Annotated in this window: 18 protein-coding genes; 2 read left to right on the top strand and 16 right to left on the bottom strand. The window is 41.2% G+C overall.

Going from position 1 to position 14,778, the window contains the following annotated elements:
* Positions 1-164 precede the first annotated feature (164 nt).
* The 10 genes from N8M95_RS00090 to N8M95_RS00045 all read right to left on the bottom strand — a co-directional run bounded on the left by N8M95_RS00090 (position 165) and on the right by N8M95_RS00045 (position 7,288).
* The gene (locus tag N8M95_RS00090; protein WP_261116332.1) at positions 165-782 is read right to left on the bottom strand and encodes a TIGR01906 family membrane protein; all 618 of its coding nucleotides are present in this window, start codon (positions 780-782) and stop codon (positions 165-167) included.
* The gene (locus N8M95_RS00085; protein WP_261116331.1) at positions 772-1,545 is read right to left on the bottom strand and encodes a TIGR01457 family HAD-type hydrolase; all 774 of its coding nucleotides are present in this window, start codon (positions 1,543-1,545) and stop codon (positions 772-774) included. Before N8M95_RS00085 ends, N8M95_RS00090 begins: the two co-directional genes overlap by 11 nt.
* 8 nt (positions 1,546-1,553) lie before the next feature.
* Positions 1,554-2,291, bottom strand: coding sequence for an acyl-[acyl-carrier-protein] thioesterase (locus tag N8M95_RS00080; protein WP_261116330.1), 738 nt, complete (start codon positions 2,289-2,291; stop codon positions 1,554-1,556).
* Positions 2,292-2,295: 4 nt separating this feature from the next.
* Positions 2,296-3,426, bottom strand: a complete 1,131-nt coding sequence (gene hemW / locus N8M95_RS00075; protein WP_084888555.1) for a radical SAM family heme chaperone HemW — start codon at positions 3,424-3,426, stop codon at positions 2,296-2,298.
* A gap of 83 nt (positions 3,427-3,509) precedes the next feature.
* Positions 3,510-3,899 carry a YtxH domain-containing protein gene (locus tag N8M95_RS00070; RefSeq protein WP_000517381.1) on the bottom strand — a complete coding sequence of 130 codons (390 nt, stop codon included), beginning with the start codon at positions 3,897-3,899 and terminating at the stop codon, positions 3,510-3,512.
* Positions 3,900-3,914: 15 nt separating this feature from the next.
* Positions 3,915-4,298, bottom strand: a complete 384-nt coding sequence (locus N8M95_RS00065) for a DUF948 domain-containing protein (protein ID WP_000895044.1) — start codon at positions 4,296-4,298, stop codon at positions 3,915-3,917.
* Complete coding sequence (gene lgt / locus N8M95_RS00060; RefSeq protein ID WP_203180527.1) at positions 4,299-5,087, bottom strand: prolipoprotein diacylglyceryl transferase; 789 nt, start codon at positions 5,085-5,087, stop codon at positions 4,299-4,301.
* Positions 5,080-6,018: an HPr(Ser) kinase/phosphatase gene (gene hprK, locus N8M95_RS00055; protein ID WP_049516049.1), complete on the bottom strand. Its 939-nt coding sequence runs from the start codon at positions 6,016-6,018 to the stop codon at positions 5,080-5,082. The genes lgt and hprK overlap by 8 nt, the downstream gene beginning before the upstream one ends.
* Before the next feature lie 235 nt (positions 6,019-6,253).
* Entirely contained in the window at positions 6,254-6,430 is a 177-nt protein-coding gene (gene rpsU / locus N8M95_RS00050) for a 30S ribosomal protein S21 (protein WP_000048054.1), read from the bottom strand.
* A gap of 150 nt (positions 6,431-6,580) precedes the next feature.
* Entirely contained in the window at positions 6,581-7,288 is a 708-nt protein-coding gene (locus tag N8M95_RS00045; protein ID WP_084925838.1) for a glucosamine-6-phosphate deaminase, read from the bottom strand.
* 150 nt (positions 7,289-7,438) lie between these two features.
* Between N8M95_RS00045 and queA the strand changes: the two genes are divergently transcribed.
* Positions 7,439-8,467: a tRNA preQ1(34) S-adenosylmethionine ribosyltransferase-isomerase QueA gene (gene queA, locus N8M95_RS00040; protein WP_004255765.1), complete on the top strand. Its 1,029-nt coding sequence runs from the start codon at positions 7,439-7,441 to the stop codon at positions 8,465-8,467.
* A 79-nt stretch (positions 8,468-8,546) separates the two neighbouring features.
* Here queA and N8M95_RS00035 read toward each other — a convergent pair whose 3' ends face one another.
* The 5 genes from N8M95_RS00035 to mnmL are packed head-to-tail and all read right to left on the bottom strand — an operon-like array spanning position 8,547 to position 13,245.
* A complete protein-coding gene (locus N8M95_RS00035; protein WP_020902460.1) occupies positions 8,547-9,407 on the bottom strand; it encodes a YihY/virulence factor BrkB family protein in 861 nt (286 codons plus the stop codon).
* Between the two features lie 27 nt (positions 9,408-9,434).
* Positions 9,435-11,489: a cation:proton antiporter gene (locus N8M95_RS00030; protein ID WP_261116329.1), complete on the bottom strand. Its 2,055-nt coding sequence runs from the start codon at positions 11,487-11,489 to the stop codon at positions 9,435-9,437.
* Positions 11,490-11,500: 11 nt separating this feature from the next.
* A complete protein-coding gene (locus tag N8M95_RS00025; protein ID WP_020902458.1) occupies positions 11,501-11,755 on the bottom strand; it encodes a hypothetical protein in 255 nt (84 codons plus the stop codon).
* The gene (gene mnmM / locus N8M95_RS00020; RefSeq protein ID WP_261116328.1) at positions 11,748-12,305 is read right to left on the bottom strand and encodes a tRNA 5-(aminomethyl)-2-thiouridylate-methyltransferase MnmM; all 558 of its coding nucleotides are present in this window, start codon (positions 12,303-12,305) and stop codon (positions 11,748-11,750) included. The genes N8M95_RS00025 and mnmM overlap by 8 nt, the downstream gene beginning before the upstream one ends.
* On the bottom strand, positions 12,289-13,245 hold the full coding sequence (gene mnmL / locus N8M95_RS00015) for a tRNA modification radical SAM protein MnmL/YtqA (protein ID WP_050105160.1): 957 nt from the start codon (positions 13,243-13,245) through the stop codon (positions 12,289-12,291). Before mnmL ends, mnmM begins: the two co-directional genes overlap by 17 nt.
* 91 nt (positions 13,246-13,336) lie before the next feature.
* Between mnmL and N8M95_RS00010 the strand changes: the two genes are divergently transcribed.
* A complete protein-coding gene (locus tag N8M95_RS00010; RefSeq protein WP_004269933.1) occupies positions 13,337-13,696 on the top strand; it encodes a DUF3397 family protein in 360 nt (119 codons plus the stop codon).
* Between the two features lie 179 nt (positions 13,697-13,875).
* Here the strand turns inward: N8M95_RS00010 and N8M95_RS00005 are convergent.
* On the bottom strand, positions 13,876-14,778 hold a 903-nt coding region (locus N8M95_RS00005; RefSeq protein ID WP_261116327.1), incomplete at its 5' end, for a G5 domain-containing protein.

Genomic DNA, 14,778 nt, shown 5'->3' with positions numbered 1-14,778 from the left:
AAAAATAAAGCGCTTGACTAGAGATTTTTAGAAAAAAAGCCTATTTTTTCAAGAAAAATAGACTGTTTGCGAACGATTGATAGATTTTGGATTTAGTTAATTCATTCTTAACGATGATTTTAAATTATATACAATTATATATACAAATTAAAAACATCTTTCTTTCACTTCCTACGACTTTTCAGGTATAGAAAACCAAAGAAGCTTTCATAGAGGGCAAAAAAGAGGAGGAAGGCGTGAAGGAAGAAGGTCTCTGGTAAAATTAAAATAACTGGATCCTTGGCTGGGTCAAAAAGCCAGGTATCATCTCCCACAAAGAGAATTTGATGGAAAAGGGTAAAGAACTGGTCAAAACCAATCAATACTCCCCCAAGCCCAATCAGCAAAGGCAAAAACACTAAAACCAAAAGCCCTTTACTAAATAGAGACAAGAAGCCCTTTTTCACAATCCCTTTGACAAAGAAATAGAAACTTGGCAGTGTCACTAGAGCAACTAGCTGAACCAAGTGAAAGAGGTTCTTAACCACTGCAAAGTGGTGCAGACCAGCTGCTGACGAACGAAAATCTGGCATCTCTAAGACTTGGCTAAAAGGATTGGTCAGGTAATTCATCAAGATATGAAAGTTGTACTGAATAGTTTCTGGTTTTAAATAGACCCTATCCGTTAAGTTCAGCCACTGAATTTCCAGCGGATAAAAAATCCAAGCCAAATAAATGATCAAAAGGATTGAGAGAGAGAGGAGAAAGAGCATAGAGCTCCAAAAGGTCAGTTTAGTTCTCATCAAAGTTCCACTCCGCAAGGCTAGAAACCACATGAGTCGGTGCGATTGGCAGGCCTGCTATTTCTTCTGCCTTGGTAAAACCTGTCGTCACCAAGAGCGTTGGAATGCCATTGTCAATCCCAGCCCGTATATCAGTCAGATAGTTATCCCCAACCATGATTAACTCTTCACGTTCCAAACCTAGGTGCTCAACTGCCTTGTCCATAATGATGGCATTTGGTTTTCCAATATAAACAGGCTTCACACGTGTTGCTACTTCAAGTAGCGTAATCAGTGAACCAGCACCTGGCAAAAGACCGCGTTCTGTAGGAATGTTGAGGTCAGGATTGGTTCCAATAAAATGAGCTCCCTTTTGGATAGCAAGAGTTGCTGTCGCAAATTTTTCATAGTCAACTTGCCAGTCCAGACCTACTACTACATAGGCAGGATTTTCCTTGTCTTCCACATAACCAGACGCCTTGATGGCTTCCTTGAGCCCTGCTTCTCCGATGACATAGACGGTCTTTTCAAGACCCAAGTCATTCATATAGTCGATAGTCGCCAAAGTCGCTGTGTAGACAGTCGATAGGGGCGTATCGATATTAAAATTCTGAGCCAACATCTCCTGAACACTCTCAGGAGTACGGGTTGTATTGTTGGTCACAAAGAGATAGGGAATGTCTCGCTTTTGCAATTCATGGACAAAAGCCTCTCCTGCTGGAATTCTGTCTTTCCCTTTATAAATGGTTCCGTCTAAATCAATTAAATAGCCTTTATATTTCATATTTTTCTCTAATCCTTCTTCATTTCTTGCCAAGTGATGATAGCTTGGGCATTGGTAGCCCCGTCGCTTGTAATCTCATGCTTGCTTTCCAGTCCAGTCCGTTCAACAGCCGATGTAATCACCCCACCTGGTCTAACTTCCTTGACATACTTGAGGTTGATTTTCTTGGGAATATATTGGGTCAAAAAATCCGCACCCATGACCTCAAAAATCCAGTCCAAGTATTTACTGTTATTGACATGGCCATTCATATCCAAGTCGTAAAAACGGACATGGTAATCCTTACTGATTGGCTCTTCTAGATTTGCATACTTTGGTCCGCGAATCAATTTTTTATCAAACTCAGACTGGTAAGGAGCCACAATATCAGGTTCGACAGCATGGACTTTTCGACTATCTCGATCCATGAGAACAAAGGTCGCCAACATGCGAATGATTTCTTGACCTGCTTCATCATAGATAGTGAAACGGCGATAGCAAAAGAGTCGATTGTAGCTCAAGGCTTCCGTTTCAATGGTGATTTCTTCCGCAAAACAAGGCAAACGAACCACCTCAATATCATAGTCTGTGATAATCCAGACCAGATTATAGTCTTCCAAAATGGCCTTATCACTAACTCCCAGCTCAATCGACTGCATCCCTGAAACTTGTAGGGATAGTAAAATCACATCTGGGAGTTTGATATGACCGTTCATATCAGCCATATCAAAAGGAATTTTCATTTTCATTTGATAAGTTAAGCCCATCATCCTACTCCAAAATAAATCGTTCTGCTACAGTGTCTCCCAAAAAGAGACCTCTTTTTGTCATGCGCACGCGATCACCGTCTATTTGCATGAGACCTTGTTGAATCAAGTCCTTGACAATTTCTCCATAAAGTCCATCAAAAGACCGTCCAAATTTTTCCTCAAATCGCACCATGGAGACTCCTGATTTCTTGCGGAGTCCCAAGAACATTTCTTCTTCCATTTGCTCTTTTTGACTCAGGTGCTCTTCTGTGATACGTGCATTGCCTTCCTCAACTGCACTGAGATAATGACGAATCGGACCATGATTTTTATAGCGCACTCCGTTGACATAACCAGAGGCCCCAGCACCGATGCCATAGTATTCAGCATTATCCCAGTACATGAGATTGTGGCGGCTTTCAAAACCAGGCTTTGAGAAATTGGAAATCTCATAATGCTCAAAACCAGCTCGCTCCAGCTCTGCAATGATGTACTCAAACATCTCAGCTTCCAGTTCCTCCTTAGGCAGAGGTAATTTCCCTCGTCGCATACGGTTCATAAAGACCGTATGGTTTTCTAAAATCAAGCTATAGAGACTCATGTGGGGAATATCCAGTCCAATAGCCTTAGCCACATTTTCCTTGACCTGCTCCATGGTCTGACCTGGCAGTGCATAAATCAAGTCTATAGAGATATTGTCAAAACCAGCCAGTTTCAGGCGGTCGATATTTTCATAAATATCCTTCTCCAAATGACTGCGCCCAATCTTTTTCAGCATTTTATCGTCAAAGGTTTGCACACCTAGCGAAACACGATTGACAGCCGAGTTTTTCAAAACAGCTATCTTATCTGCATCCAAGTCGCCTGGATTGGCTTCAATGGTCAACTCTTCTAAGACAGACAAGTCCAAGTTTTTAGTCAAGCCCTTCAATAACACCTCCAGTTGAGAAGCTGACAAAGCTGTCGGTGTGCCACCACCGATATAGAGGGTTCGCAACTTTTGAATATCATAAGATTGAAACTCTTCTAACAGATGTTCCAAATAACTATCTACCGGCTGATTCTTGATAAAAACTTTTGAAAAGTCACAATAATAACAAATCTGGGTACAAAATGGGATGTGCACATAGGCTGACGTTGGTTTTTTCTGCATAGTAATTATTATACCACAAAGACAGGCTACGAGAAAAAAATCACCATCCCCAGATACATAGTCCGTCCAGAGATGGTGATGGTTTATTCTTCTGTTATGTCAATAACAATCTCTTCTGATTCATCAAGAGTTTCGGCTTTTTCTTGCCATTGCTCCTTGAGATTATTGAATCGATCTTTTGATGCTTCTGTCGCTTGGCGAGCACATGATTTGGCTTGAGCAAGTACACTGTCCACAGTGATTTCACCTGACTCAACCTGTTCTTTGGTTTTAAGAACAAAATCTGTAGCCTGCTCCTTAACTTCTGTCAGTTTTTCACAGACCTGCTCCTTGGCATACTCAGGATCTTCTCTCAAATCATCTAGAAAATCTTGAGCCTGACTGCAAACTTGTTTGCCCTTGTCGCTTGTTAAAAACAAGGCAAGAGCTGCACCTGAAACGGTTCCTAAAAGGATTGAGGATAGTTTACCCATAAGGATTCTCCTTTTTTATTTTTTGAAAAATTTACTTGCGACACGAAGAGCTGACAAACTTGCACCAGTCTTAAGTGTTTTTGAACCAGCTGATGAAGCTTTCTTACTCAATACACGCGCATGGTCATTGAGATCTGAAACAGATAGAGATAAATCTGCAACAGCGCTAAAGAGTGGATCAATCGTTGCTACCTTTACATTGATATCATCTGCCAAGACATTGACCTTAGCCAGCAATTCATTGGTATGATGCAAGGTCACATCCACATCTGAAGTTAAGGTTTTAATCGTCTTCTCTGTTTCATCGATAACACGTCCAAGCTTTTGTACAGTAATGATTAGATACACTAAAAATACAATCAAAGCAAGGGCTACAAGAATATATGCAACTTCTAACATTTAATTTTCCTCCTCTGTAATATAGTAAGGGGCCTTCTTTCGATTTTGATATAGAATGATAAAAATACCCAGTCCGATAAGGACAACTGATAGCCATTGAGACACTCGAAGACCAAAGAACATGAGACTATCTGTCCGCATACCTTCGATGACCATACGACCGAAACCATACCAAATCAAGTAAAAGGCAGTGATATGACCTCGTCTAAGGCTCTTCCATTTTCTTCTAAAAATCAGAATCAAGGCAAATCCAAGAAGATTCCATAGAGACTCATAAAGGAAGGTTGGCTGACGATAGCTCCCCTCAATATACATCTGGTCACGAATAAAGCCAGGTAGATAATCCAGATTATCCACTGCTGCACCATAGGCTTCTTGGTTAAAGAAATTGCCCCAGCGACCCAAACTTTGGGCAATCATGACGCTAGGCGCCGCAATATCTAGGAAATCCCAAGTATTGATGAGTTTACGATCAGCAAAGATATAGAGTACAATAGCCCCAGTTATCAAACCACCGTAAAAAGCCAAACCACCATTCCAAATGGCAAAAATTTCTCCCAAGTTCTGACTATAGTAATCAAAACGGAAAATAACATAATAGAGACGTGCTCCTAAAATAGCCAAAGGAAAAGCTATCAGGATGAAATCTAAAATATCGTCTGGTATGATCTTCTTTCTAGGTGCTTCTTTCATGGTCAAATAAACCGCAAGAATCAAGCCTGTTACAATACACAAGGCATACCATCGAATGGCTAGAGGGCCTAGATGAATCGCAATTGGATCAAACATTAGGCACCTCCTCGTTTTGAGCAATGAGATTGGTCAAGCGTTCTTCGAACAAACGCGTCGCATCAAAGCCCATTTCCTTGGCACGATAATTCATGGCAGCAGCCTCAATCACGACAGAGATATTACGACCTGTTTTCACTGGAATGCGGATACGAGGAATGGCTACGCCAGAAATTTCTATTTCCTCTGCATTGTTTCCAAGACGATCAAAAGTTTTATGTGTATCGTAATTTTCCAAATAAACAGCCAGCTGGACTTGTGAAGAATCCTTGACGGCACTCGCACCGTAGAGGCTCATGACATCGATAATCCCAACCCCACGAATTTCAATCAGGTGTCTCAAGATTTCAGCTGGTTCACCCCAAAGAGTAATCTCATCCTTGGCAAAGATATCGACACGATCATCGGCTACCAAGCGGTGACCACGTTTGACAAGCTCTAGACCTGTCTCACTCTTACCGATGCCACTATCACCTTGAATCAAGACACCCATTCCATAGATATCCATCAAGACACCGTGCACACTGGTCCGTTCTGCTAAACGTGAATCCAGATAACTAGATAACTCTCCAGATAAACGACTGGTTGCCGTACGGCTGGTTAAAATGGCAATCTTACATTCTCTGGCTGCCTTTAGCATCTCCTCTGGAACCACCAAACCACGAGCAACAATGACCGCAGGTGTCTCAGGTAGAAACATTTTTTTCAAGACTTGGTAACGGTTGTGAGAGGACATCGAAACAAGATAGGACCACTCCTTCATTCCCAAAAGTTGGATCCGCTCTGGTGTGTAGTAGTCAAAATAGCCCGTCATTTCAAGACCAGGTCGCGTAATGTCCGCTGTATTGATTTCCTTTTCAAGTAATTCTGGTTCGCCATAGACAATGTCTAGTCTGAGCTTTTCAATCACTTCTTTTACTAAAACCGACATCATTTCCTCCTTCAATCGAGTTCTTTTTACTATTATATCAAATTGTCCTTAGAAGTTTCAGATTTTTGCAGGCTTTGAAGTATTTATTTATACTCAATGAAAATCAAAGAGCAAACTAGGAAACTAGCCGCAGGCTGTACTTGAGTACGGCAAGGCGACGTTGACATGGTTTGAAGAGATTTTCGAAGAGTATTAAAAGAAAAAAGACTAGATTTCTCCAGCCTTTCATTTCTAATTAGAATTTTTTACGTTTACGAGCTGCTTCTGATTTACGTTTACGTTTTACAGAAGGTTTTTCATAGAATTCACGTTTGCGTGTTTCTTGAAGAGTACCAGCTTTAGTAACCGCACGTTTGAAACGACGAAGTGCGTCGTCAAGAGATTCATTCTTACGTACTACTGTTTTAGACATTTTTTTCACTCCCTTCAAGTTCAAGATCTATTCTATTTTACACGTAAAAGGAATAATTGTCAAGAAAAAATCCGGTTTAATTTTGATTTTTTTGCCATTTATACAAGAGTTTAAAGCACTCAGATAGAAGAAACTGAAGGGTTTCGTTTTTTATTTTTCAAGTAGGCTGAGCGCTTCAGCATCTGCGATGATGGTCACATCTGGGTGGTTTTGTAGGCTACTTGCAGGTAGATTCTCAGTCACTAGGCCAGACACTGTTCCAGCAATGGCTTCTGCTTTTGATTCACCGTAGGCAAAGAGAAGGATTGACTTGGCATCCAAGATATTTTTAATCCCCATTGAAATGGCTTGGGTTGGAACATCTTCAATCTTGTCAAAGAAGCGCGCATTGGCTTCGATAGTAGACTGGTCAAGTTCTACTAGATGTGTTTGACTGTCAAATGGAGTACCAGGCTCATTAAAGCCGATATGTCCATTGCGACCGATTCCCAAGATTTGAAGGTCCACTGGATGGTCAGCCAAAATTTGGTTGTAGCGTTCAACTTCAGCTTCAGCATTGTCCTTAACCCCACGAGGCAAGAAACTTTCTTTAAATGGTTTTTGGTTAAACAAGTTTTCTTGCATGAAGTAACGGTAAGACTGTGGATTATCTCCATCAAGTCCTACATACTCATCAAGGTTGACACTGGTTAAATTTGAAAAATCAAGGTCACTCTCAACAATTTCCTTGTAAAATTCAAGTGGGCTACTTCCTGTAGCAAGTCCTAGGGTTTGAGCTCCATTGGCCAATTTTTCCTTCAAAATCTCAAAAGCAACTTTTCCACCCTCGATTTGGTTTTCAACTTTAATAACTTTCATCTTTTTATCCTCCGTTTCAATCTATATTTATTATATGGTATAGACCAATTTTTGTCAAGTGAAAACGATTTAATTTTCAAAAAAAGAGCGTCCAAACTTGAAACATGTTATAATGGATAAGATTAGAACTTAGAAAGAATGAACAGATATATGAATACAGCTGATTTTGATTTCCACTTACCTGAGGAATTGATTGCCCAAACGCCCCTTGAAAAACGGGACGCCTCTAAACTCCTCATCGTCAACCGTGAGACGGGAGAAATGCAGGATAAACACTTCCACTCTATTATTGATATGCTGGAACCTGGTGATGCCCTTGTCATGAACGACACCCGCGTTCTCCCAGCCCGCCTCTATGGTCAAAAGGAAGAAACTGGAGGCCATGTGGAACTTCTCCTGCTCAAAAATACTGCTGGAGATGAGTGGGAAGTTCTGGCTAAACCTGCCAAACGCCTCAAGATTGGTACTCGTGTCAGCTTTGGTGATGGTCGCCTCAGCGCTGTCGTTACGGAAGAATTGACCCACGGTGGTCGTATTGTCCGCTTTGAGTACCAAGGAATTTTCCTAGAAGTTTTGGAAAGTCTGGGTGAAATGCCTCTACCGCCTTATATCCATGAAAAACTGGATGACCGTGAACGCTATCAAACTGTTTACGCCAAGGAAAGTGGCTCTGCTGCAGCACCAACTGCTGGACTACACTTCACTAAAGAACTGCTAGCAGAAATCCAAGCTAAGGGTGTTCATCTAGTCTATCTGACTCTTCATGTCGGACTAGGAACCTTTAGACCCGTTTCAGTTGACAATCTGGACGAACACGAAATGCACTCAGAATTCTACCAGCTTTCTGAGGAAGCGGCTGCCACTCTTCGCTCTGTTAAGGAAAATGGGGGGCGTGTCATCGCTGTCGGAACCACTTCTATACGCACTTTGGAGACTATTGGTTCCAAGTTTGATGGGCAAATCCAAGCAGATTCTGGCTGGACCAATATCTTTATCAAACCTGGGTATGAGTGGAAGGTCGTGGATGCCTTCTCAACCAACTTCCACCTGCCAAAATCAACTCTGGTCATGTTGGTTTCTGCCTTTGCCGGCCGTGAATTAGTCTTAGACGCTTATCACCATGCCATTCAAGAACACTACCGCTTCTTCAGTTTTGGCGATGCCATGTTTATCTATTAATTTATATAATCAAAAAACGCATATTATCAAGGTTTTATAAAGCCTGATAGTATGCGTTTTGTAATGGATAAAAAATGAGTTAATTTATTCTAAAGCTCGTATCTTTCAAGCTCTGGACACTGGCATTGATCACCGCGCCGATAATCAAAATCTTAGCGATGAGAATAAACCAGAACATCATGACCACCACGACGACGGAACTGAAAAAACGCACGTCCACTAGGTGATTGACATAATTGTTAACATAGACTGAAAAGATATTGAGTAGTAAGACCAGGGTCAACAAGACAAAGGCACTACCTGGCAATACAGAGCGAATCCTTCGCACCTTAACATTGGGTAGAAAATAGTAGAGCATGACCAGGATGGCAAAAATCAAGGCATAGACCAAAGGGCCTGTTAGGTCTTGCAGATAATCAAAAAGAGGACTATCCGATTTCCAATAGCTTTTGACAAGGTTGAGGAGCATACGGCCAAAGACACTCAAAAACAGAGCTAAAGCAAAGAGAATCTGCAAGCCAAAACTGACAAACAAACTCATGAGTTGATGGGAAATCATTCCACGATTTTTTGATACTCCGTAAGCTTTATTAAAGGCTTTCTGCAGGAAATTCATAGATTTTGAAAAGGTCCAGAGGGCTGACAAAACCGCAAAACTCAATAAACCCGTTGACGGTTGGGTCAGCACTTCTGTAATGATCTTTGCGACCACATCATACATGGTATCCGGCAAGAATTCATTGACAACCTTTAAAAAATTAGAAACTGGAATCTGAAAATATGGGAGGATATTAACTACCACCAAAAGCAGGGGAAAAATCGAAATCAACCAATAGTAGGCTACTGCGACACTGGTTAACTCACTATCTGATGCTTGATAATAATGCAAAAAAGCTTTTAATAAGGGCTTATCTATCAGCTCTTTCCACCACTTCTTCATATCATACTCCTTCACTTATAATCTTGATTAATTTCTTCTTACCAATTCCATCATATCATAAGGCAGGGTATTGGCAGCTTCCTTCAAGGAATAGTTCTCTAGGTTATTTACATTTTGTCGTAACTTCTTGGCATACTTGGTCGTAATCAATCGTTTTTCTTCGTATTCGAAAATCAACTTGCGCTCCAGATAATAGCCTCTCAGCATTTCATCGATATTGTTGGGTTTGACACGATTGATAACCCGTTCGACAAAGGCACCACTGGTAATAATAGCTGTTTCTCGGAGACGAGAATCCTGCATAAAGCTGATTAAAGAACTCTTATAAACCCCTTTAAGGTTCTCCAAACTTTCAATAATCATCTCTGTATTTTCTAGATAGAGCTCTGCAATTTGGTCATAGTCAAGGGCTCTGAGTTTCTGTGATTCTTCATTTTTCCAACTACGGAAGGTCTTGCCTAAGGTAAAGACTTCGTGTAGGAGAAAACGTAAAATTCGCAAGGAAACAAGGAAATAATAGGTCAATCGTGAAGCAAACTTGCGATTGATACCTTGTTCCATGTTTTTCAAATAACGTTGGTAGACTCGATAGGCACGCTCACTCATCTTGTCCTCTTCGTAAGCCTGTTCTAAACCATCACTTTCAATACTGAGGATGAGAAGTTTCAAGGCCTCCCAGTCTTCTTGAGACCCCTTATTTTCTTGACTCAGTATGAGATTTTCAATACGTCCATGGTAATTGTCAATGGCTGCATAGAGAGGGAGCTTATTTCTGGTATCTTCCAACTCTTTTTCCAACGCTAGCGTTACTTCATTCAAAATGCCGATATGCATGAGATAATCCTTGCTTTCTTCCTGTTCATCAGAAAGATGAGGCAAGACCACGAGGCCTGTTAAAAAACTTACAAGCGTCACACCTGCGACAAGGAAAAGCAAGAGAGGGTACTCCTGCTCTAGATTACTTGGTATCAGAAGGATTGTAGCAATCGACACGGTTCCCTTAACACCTGAGAATGTCAAAAGAAGCATGTCCTTCATATACTTATTTAGCTTTTTCTTGAGACGTCTAGTCCTATAGGCATAATAACCATAGATCATGACAAAACGAATGGCAAAGAGGACAAAGGTAAGGGCTATAAGAGATACCAATAACAGTAAGGGATTATAGATTGGATTGGTCAAGATAGGTTCTGCTATCATTTCCAACTCCATCCCTAAAATCACAAAGACAGAACCGTTCAGCATAAAATTCACTGTATGCCAAACCGTCTCGGTCACCGTATCCACTTGGGCTTCGAGGAGCGTAATTTTCTTAAAACGGTTTGCCTTTAGAATCCCAGCAACTACAACGGCAATAATTCCTGAAACGTGTACTTCTTCTGCTAGAAAGAAGGTTATCAAGGGTAAACTCAATTCCAGAAGGAGCTCACTAGCAATATCTGTTGCTCTCACACTTAGCAAGAAACTATGGAGGAAACGGTTGGTCATGGCTGTTAAAAAGCCAATCAAAAAACCGCCTAGGATTGAAAAGATGAGCGAACTACTCGCTTGCCCAAGGGAAAAGGCCCCAGTTGTCCAAACTGTCAAAGCTACCTGAAAGGCAACCAAGCCAGAAGCATCATTCAAGAGTCCTTCACCCTTAAGGATATTGGACACGCGCTTAGGAAAGCTAAACCGCTCCGAAAGAGAGGCAAAGGCTACCAAGTCCGTAGGGCCAAGTGCCGCCCCAACAGCCAAGCAAGCCGCCAAGGGAAGACTGAGCCAAAGAAGATGGGACAAGCCACCCAAACTCAGGGTCGAGATGAAAATCACTGGAAATATGAGATAAACAATGATTCGCCAGTGTTTTACAATAGCCGTAATATCTGCTTCCTCCGACTCTCGGAAAAGCAAGGGCCCGATAACCAGTGCCAAAAACAACTCCGTATTGAGGTGAAAGTCGGTATTGGGTAAAAAAAGACCAATCACGATTCCCAAAAGAATCTGCACCAAAGGGAGAGGCAAAAAGGGCAGGAGCTTATTGGTTGTACTTGAGACAATCAAGACCAGTAAAAATAGGATAAGGTAAATCAGTAATTCCACGGACTTCCTCCTTAATTTTTTTTACAACAGGATTCAAATATCTCCTTCTGCTCTTTGATTTTTTGATCAATCTTGGAACAGTCTTTGTGCTCAATTTTTCTCTGGCACCGTTCCATCTCAAGAGCAACTAATTTTTTCTTGATTTTAAGCATTTTTTTGCTCATGTGTGCTTGGTCTAACACACCCACCGCTCGTTCATGGTGAGTTGATTCAACAAAATTCTGGCGCATGGCATCCAGCTTTTCACGTAGGTATTGTTTATCCATGTCTATATCTCTCTAATTTTTCAATCATTACTAAAAATGGTGGGTTGTTGACTTGGTTTAAAGTTCGGTAAATGGCAGCTGTGTACTCTTGTTGGTTCAACTGGCTAACAAAATTCAAGACAGCATCTCGCTCAATATCTCCTCCCTCATGACCATAGTAAATCATGATAGCAATCCGTCCCCCTTTGACCAGCAAACGACACAGCTTTTCTAAGGCTTCAATGGTAGTCTGAGGTTGGGTGATGACGGACTTATCAGCTGACGGCAGATAGCCCAGATTAAAAATCCCTGCCTTGGCTTCTGTCACAAACTGGTCCAGTGTCTCGTGACCTTGCAAGATTAACTGGGCATTTGTCATTCCAGCTTGGTCCAAACGCTCTTGGGTCTTTTCCAAGGCTTGCTCCTGAATATCAAAGGCATAGACTTGCTTAGCTAGCTTGGCTAGAAAAAGCGTGTCATGACCATTTCCCATTGTCGCATCCACTACGATATCGTCCTGAGTTACAACCTCAGCCAAAAAATCATGTGCCATCTCAAGTGGTCTTTTCATTTTCAAACTCCTGTTTTACAGCCTTGCATCCTTGAACGCTTCCACGACGTCGCATCTCCATCTCAATGCTGTTGAGGACTTCCCATTTATTGAGGCTCCACATAGGCCCAATCAGCATATCCCTAGGTGCATCTCCTGTAATTCGGTGGATGACGATATGCTTGGGAATGATTTCCAATTGGTCACAGATAACCTTGACATATTCGTCCTGGCTCATCAATTGTAAACGTCCTTCGTGATAATCTCGTTGCATACGCGTATTGGTCATCAGGTGAAGCAAGTGTAGTTTAATTCCTTGAATATCGTTATCCGTAACACAGCGGCGGACATTTTCAATCATCATCTCATGGGTTTCACCAGGAAGTCCATTGATCAGATGGGAAACAATCTCAATCTTGGGATATTTCCTCAAGCGCTTGACCGTTTCCACGTACAACTCATAGGAGTGGGCACGGTTAATCAGGTCAGAGGTTGTTTCATAAGTGGTCTGCAAGCCCAATTCAACCGTCACATGCATGCGTTCCGATAACTCAGCCAAATATTCGATGGTTTCGTCTGGTAAACAGTCTGGGCGCGTTCCGATATTGATTCCTACCACACCTGGCTCGTTGATAGCCTGCTCATAGCGCTCTCGAATCACTTCCACCTTTTCATGGGTGTTGGTAAAATTTTGAAAATAAACCAGATACTTCTGCACATCTGGCCACTTACGGTGCATAAAGTCAATTTCCTTATAAAATTGCTCACGGATAGGCGCATCCGGTGCGACAATAGCATCTCCAGAACCTGAAACCGTACAAAAAGTACAGCCTCCATGAGCCACAGTTCCATCACGATTGGGACAGTCAAATCCCGCGTCAATAGGGACTTTAAAGGTCTTTTCTCCAAAGAGTTTTCGATAATAATCATTCAAGGTGTTATAAGATTTCATAATTTTCATTATAACAAAAAACACCCACAATCTCAAAAGCCTGACTTTCCTATAAATTCCTCTGTTTCTCGTTTCCATTAGCGATTTTTTATGATACAATATGGATATGATTTTAATGAAATTAGCATCTATTTTATTATTGATACTGACCTTAGTAGTCTGCATTATCATAACCAAACTTTTTAGATTAAAAAAACTAGGACGAAACTTTGCGGATTTGGCTTTTCCAGTCTTGGTATTTGAGTATTACTTGATTACAGCTAAAACCTTTACCCATAATTTCCTCCCTAGACTAGGCCTAGCCCTCTCACTCCTAGCCATTATTCTCGTTTTTTTCTTCCTTTTGAAAAAACGCAGCTTTTACTATCCTAAATTCATCAAATTCTTCTGGCGTGCAGGATTCTTATTAACCCTTGTTATGTATATCGAGATGATTGTTGAATTGTTCTTAATGAAATAATCGAATCCCTAAACATTTTCTAGGGATTTTTGCTTTCTCTACAAAATAGGATAGACAGTAACACTATACAACTTTATACAAAGAAAATCCCTTAGAAGCTTGCATTCTAAGGGATTAATCTTCTATATAAGACAAGAGCTTCTCACTAGTCTTTAATGATAAAGAAGGTATCAAAATTTCTAATCTTCTTTTTTACCTTTAGTGGCTACTAATCCTGCACTCAAACCGAGAAGAGCTAAGCCTGCTGCTACTGCTGCTTGGCTTGCCGCACTTCCTGTATTTGGTAACTGCGCTTTGTTAATTTGACTAGATTCACTTGAAGCGATTGGTTTTGTAGCTGCTTTTTCTGACACTTGTGGTTTTTTAGCTTCTTGAGCTACTGGTTTGGTTGTTTCGCCAGCTGTACCGACTTCTATGATGCGATCTTGAGCCATAACTTTATCATAGCTATCCTTTTCAGTTCGCTTACCATTTTCAACCTCAATCAAGTGAACACGGACACCTTTTCGACCTTCTTGGAGGACACGAGTTTGACCTACTGGAAGCTTGTCATTCTTTTGTTCCTGAACCTTGAAATCGATTGTTTCTTCTTCAATTACAAGTTCTGGTCTGTTAAGCACAAGATTCTTAACTTCGTCCTCTGGTAGAGAAGTACCTGGGTTAGTTCCAACTTCTAGGATACGATCTTGAGCAACAACTTTATCATAAGTTTCTTTAAGTTGGCGTTTTCCATTTTCCACTTCGATCAAGCGAACACGGACACCTTGTTTTCCTTCTTGGAGGACACGGGTTTCACCTAGATACAACTTATCAGACTTACGCTCCTGAACCTTGAAGTCGATGCTTTCTTCTTCGACTACAAGCTCTGGGCTATGAAGCACAAGATTTTTCACTTCGTCTTCTGGAAGAGAGGTGCCTGGTTTGGTTCCAACTTCCACGATACGATCTTGTGCAGCAACTTTATCGTAAGTTTCTTTAAGCTGACGTTTTCCATTTTCTACTTCAATCAAGCGAACACGGACACCTTGTTTTCCTTCTTGGAGGACACGGGTTTCACCTAGATACAACTTATCAGACTTACG

It is taken from the genome of Streptococcus mitis (genome assembly GCF_946190325.1).
GTDB lineage: Bacteria > Bacillota > Bacilli > Lactobacillales > Streptococcaceae > Streptococcus > Streptococcus mitis_CF.
The sequence above is the reverse complement of the archived record's forward strand: the minus strand, read 5'-3'. Positions and strand labels throughout refer to the sequence as shown.

Excerpts from the sequence above, each read along its gene's own strand:
- N8M95_RS00090 (WP_261116332.1), bottom strand. The coding sequence starts at position 782 with ATGAGAACTAAACTGACCTTTTGGAGCTCTATGCTCTTTCTCCTCTCT.
- N8M95_RS00085 (WP_261116331.1), bottom strand. The coding sequence starts at position 1,545 with ATGAAATATAAAGGCTATTTAATTGATTTAGACGGAACCATTTATAAA.
- N8M95_RS00080 (WP_261116330.1), bottom strand. The coding sequence starts at position 2,291 with ATGGGCTTAACTTATCAAATGAAAATGAAAATTCCTTTTGATATGGCT.
- hemW (WP_084888555.1), bottom strand. The coding sequence starts at position 3,426 with ATGCAGAAAAAACCAACGTCAGCCTATGTGCACATCCCATTTTGTACC.
- N8M95_RS00070 (WP_000517381.1), bottom strand. The coding sequence starts at position 3,899 with ATGGGTAAACTATCCTCAATCCTTTTAGGAACCGTTTCAGGTGCAGCT.
- N8M95_RS00065 (WP_000895044.1), bottom strand. The coding sequence starts at position 4,298 with ATGTTAGAAGTTGCATATATTCTTGTAGCCCTTGCTTTGATTGTATTT.
- lgt (WP_203180527.1), bottom strand. The coding sequence starts at position 5,087 with ATGTTTGATCCAATTGCGATTCATCTAGGCCCTCTAGCCATTCGATGG.
- hprK (WP_049516049.1), bottom strand. The coding sequence starts at position 6,018 with ATGTCGGTTTTAGTAAAAGAAGTGATTGAAAAGCTCAGACTAGACATT.
- rpsU (WP_000048054.1), bottom strand. The coding sequence starts at position 6,430 with ATGTCTAAAACAGTAGTACGTAAGAATGAATCTCTTGACGACGCACTT.
- N8M95_RS00045 (WP_084925838.1), bottom strand. The coding sequence starts at position 7,288 with ATGAAAGTTATTAAAGTTGAAAACCAAATCGAGGGTGGAAAAGTTGCT.
- queA (WP_004255765.1), top strand. The coding sequence starts at position 7,439 with ATGAATACAGCTGATTTTGATTTCCACTTACCTGAGGAATTGATTGCC.
- N8M95_RS00035 (WP_020902460.1), bottom strand. The coding sequence starts at position 9,407 with ATGAAGAAGTGGTGGAAAGAGCTGATAGATAAGCCCTTATTAAAAGCT.
- N8M95_RS00025 (WP_020902458.1), bottom strand. The coding sequence starts at position 11,755 with ATGGATAAACAATACCTACGTGAAAAGCTGGATGCCATGCGCCAGAAT.
- mnmM (WP_261116328.1), bottom strand. The coding sequence starts at position 12,305 with ATGAAAAGACCACTTGAGATGGCACATGATTTTTTGGCTGAGGTTGTA.
- mnmL (WP_050105160.1), bottom strand. The coding sequence starts at position 13,245 with ATGAAAATTATGAAATCTTATAACACCTTGAATGATTATTATCGAAAA.
- N8M95_RS00010 (WP_004269933.1), top strand. The coding sequence starts at position 13,337 with ATGGATATGATTTTAATGAAATTAGCATCTATTTTATTATTGATACTG.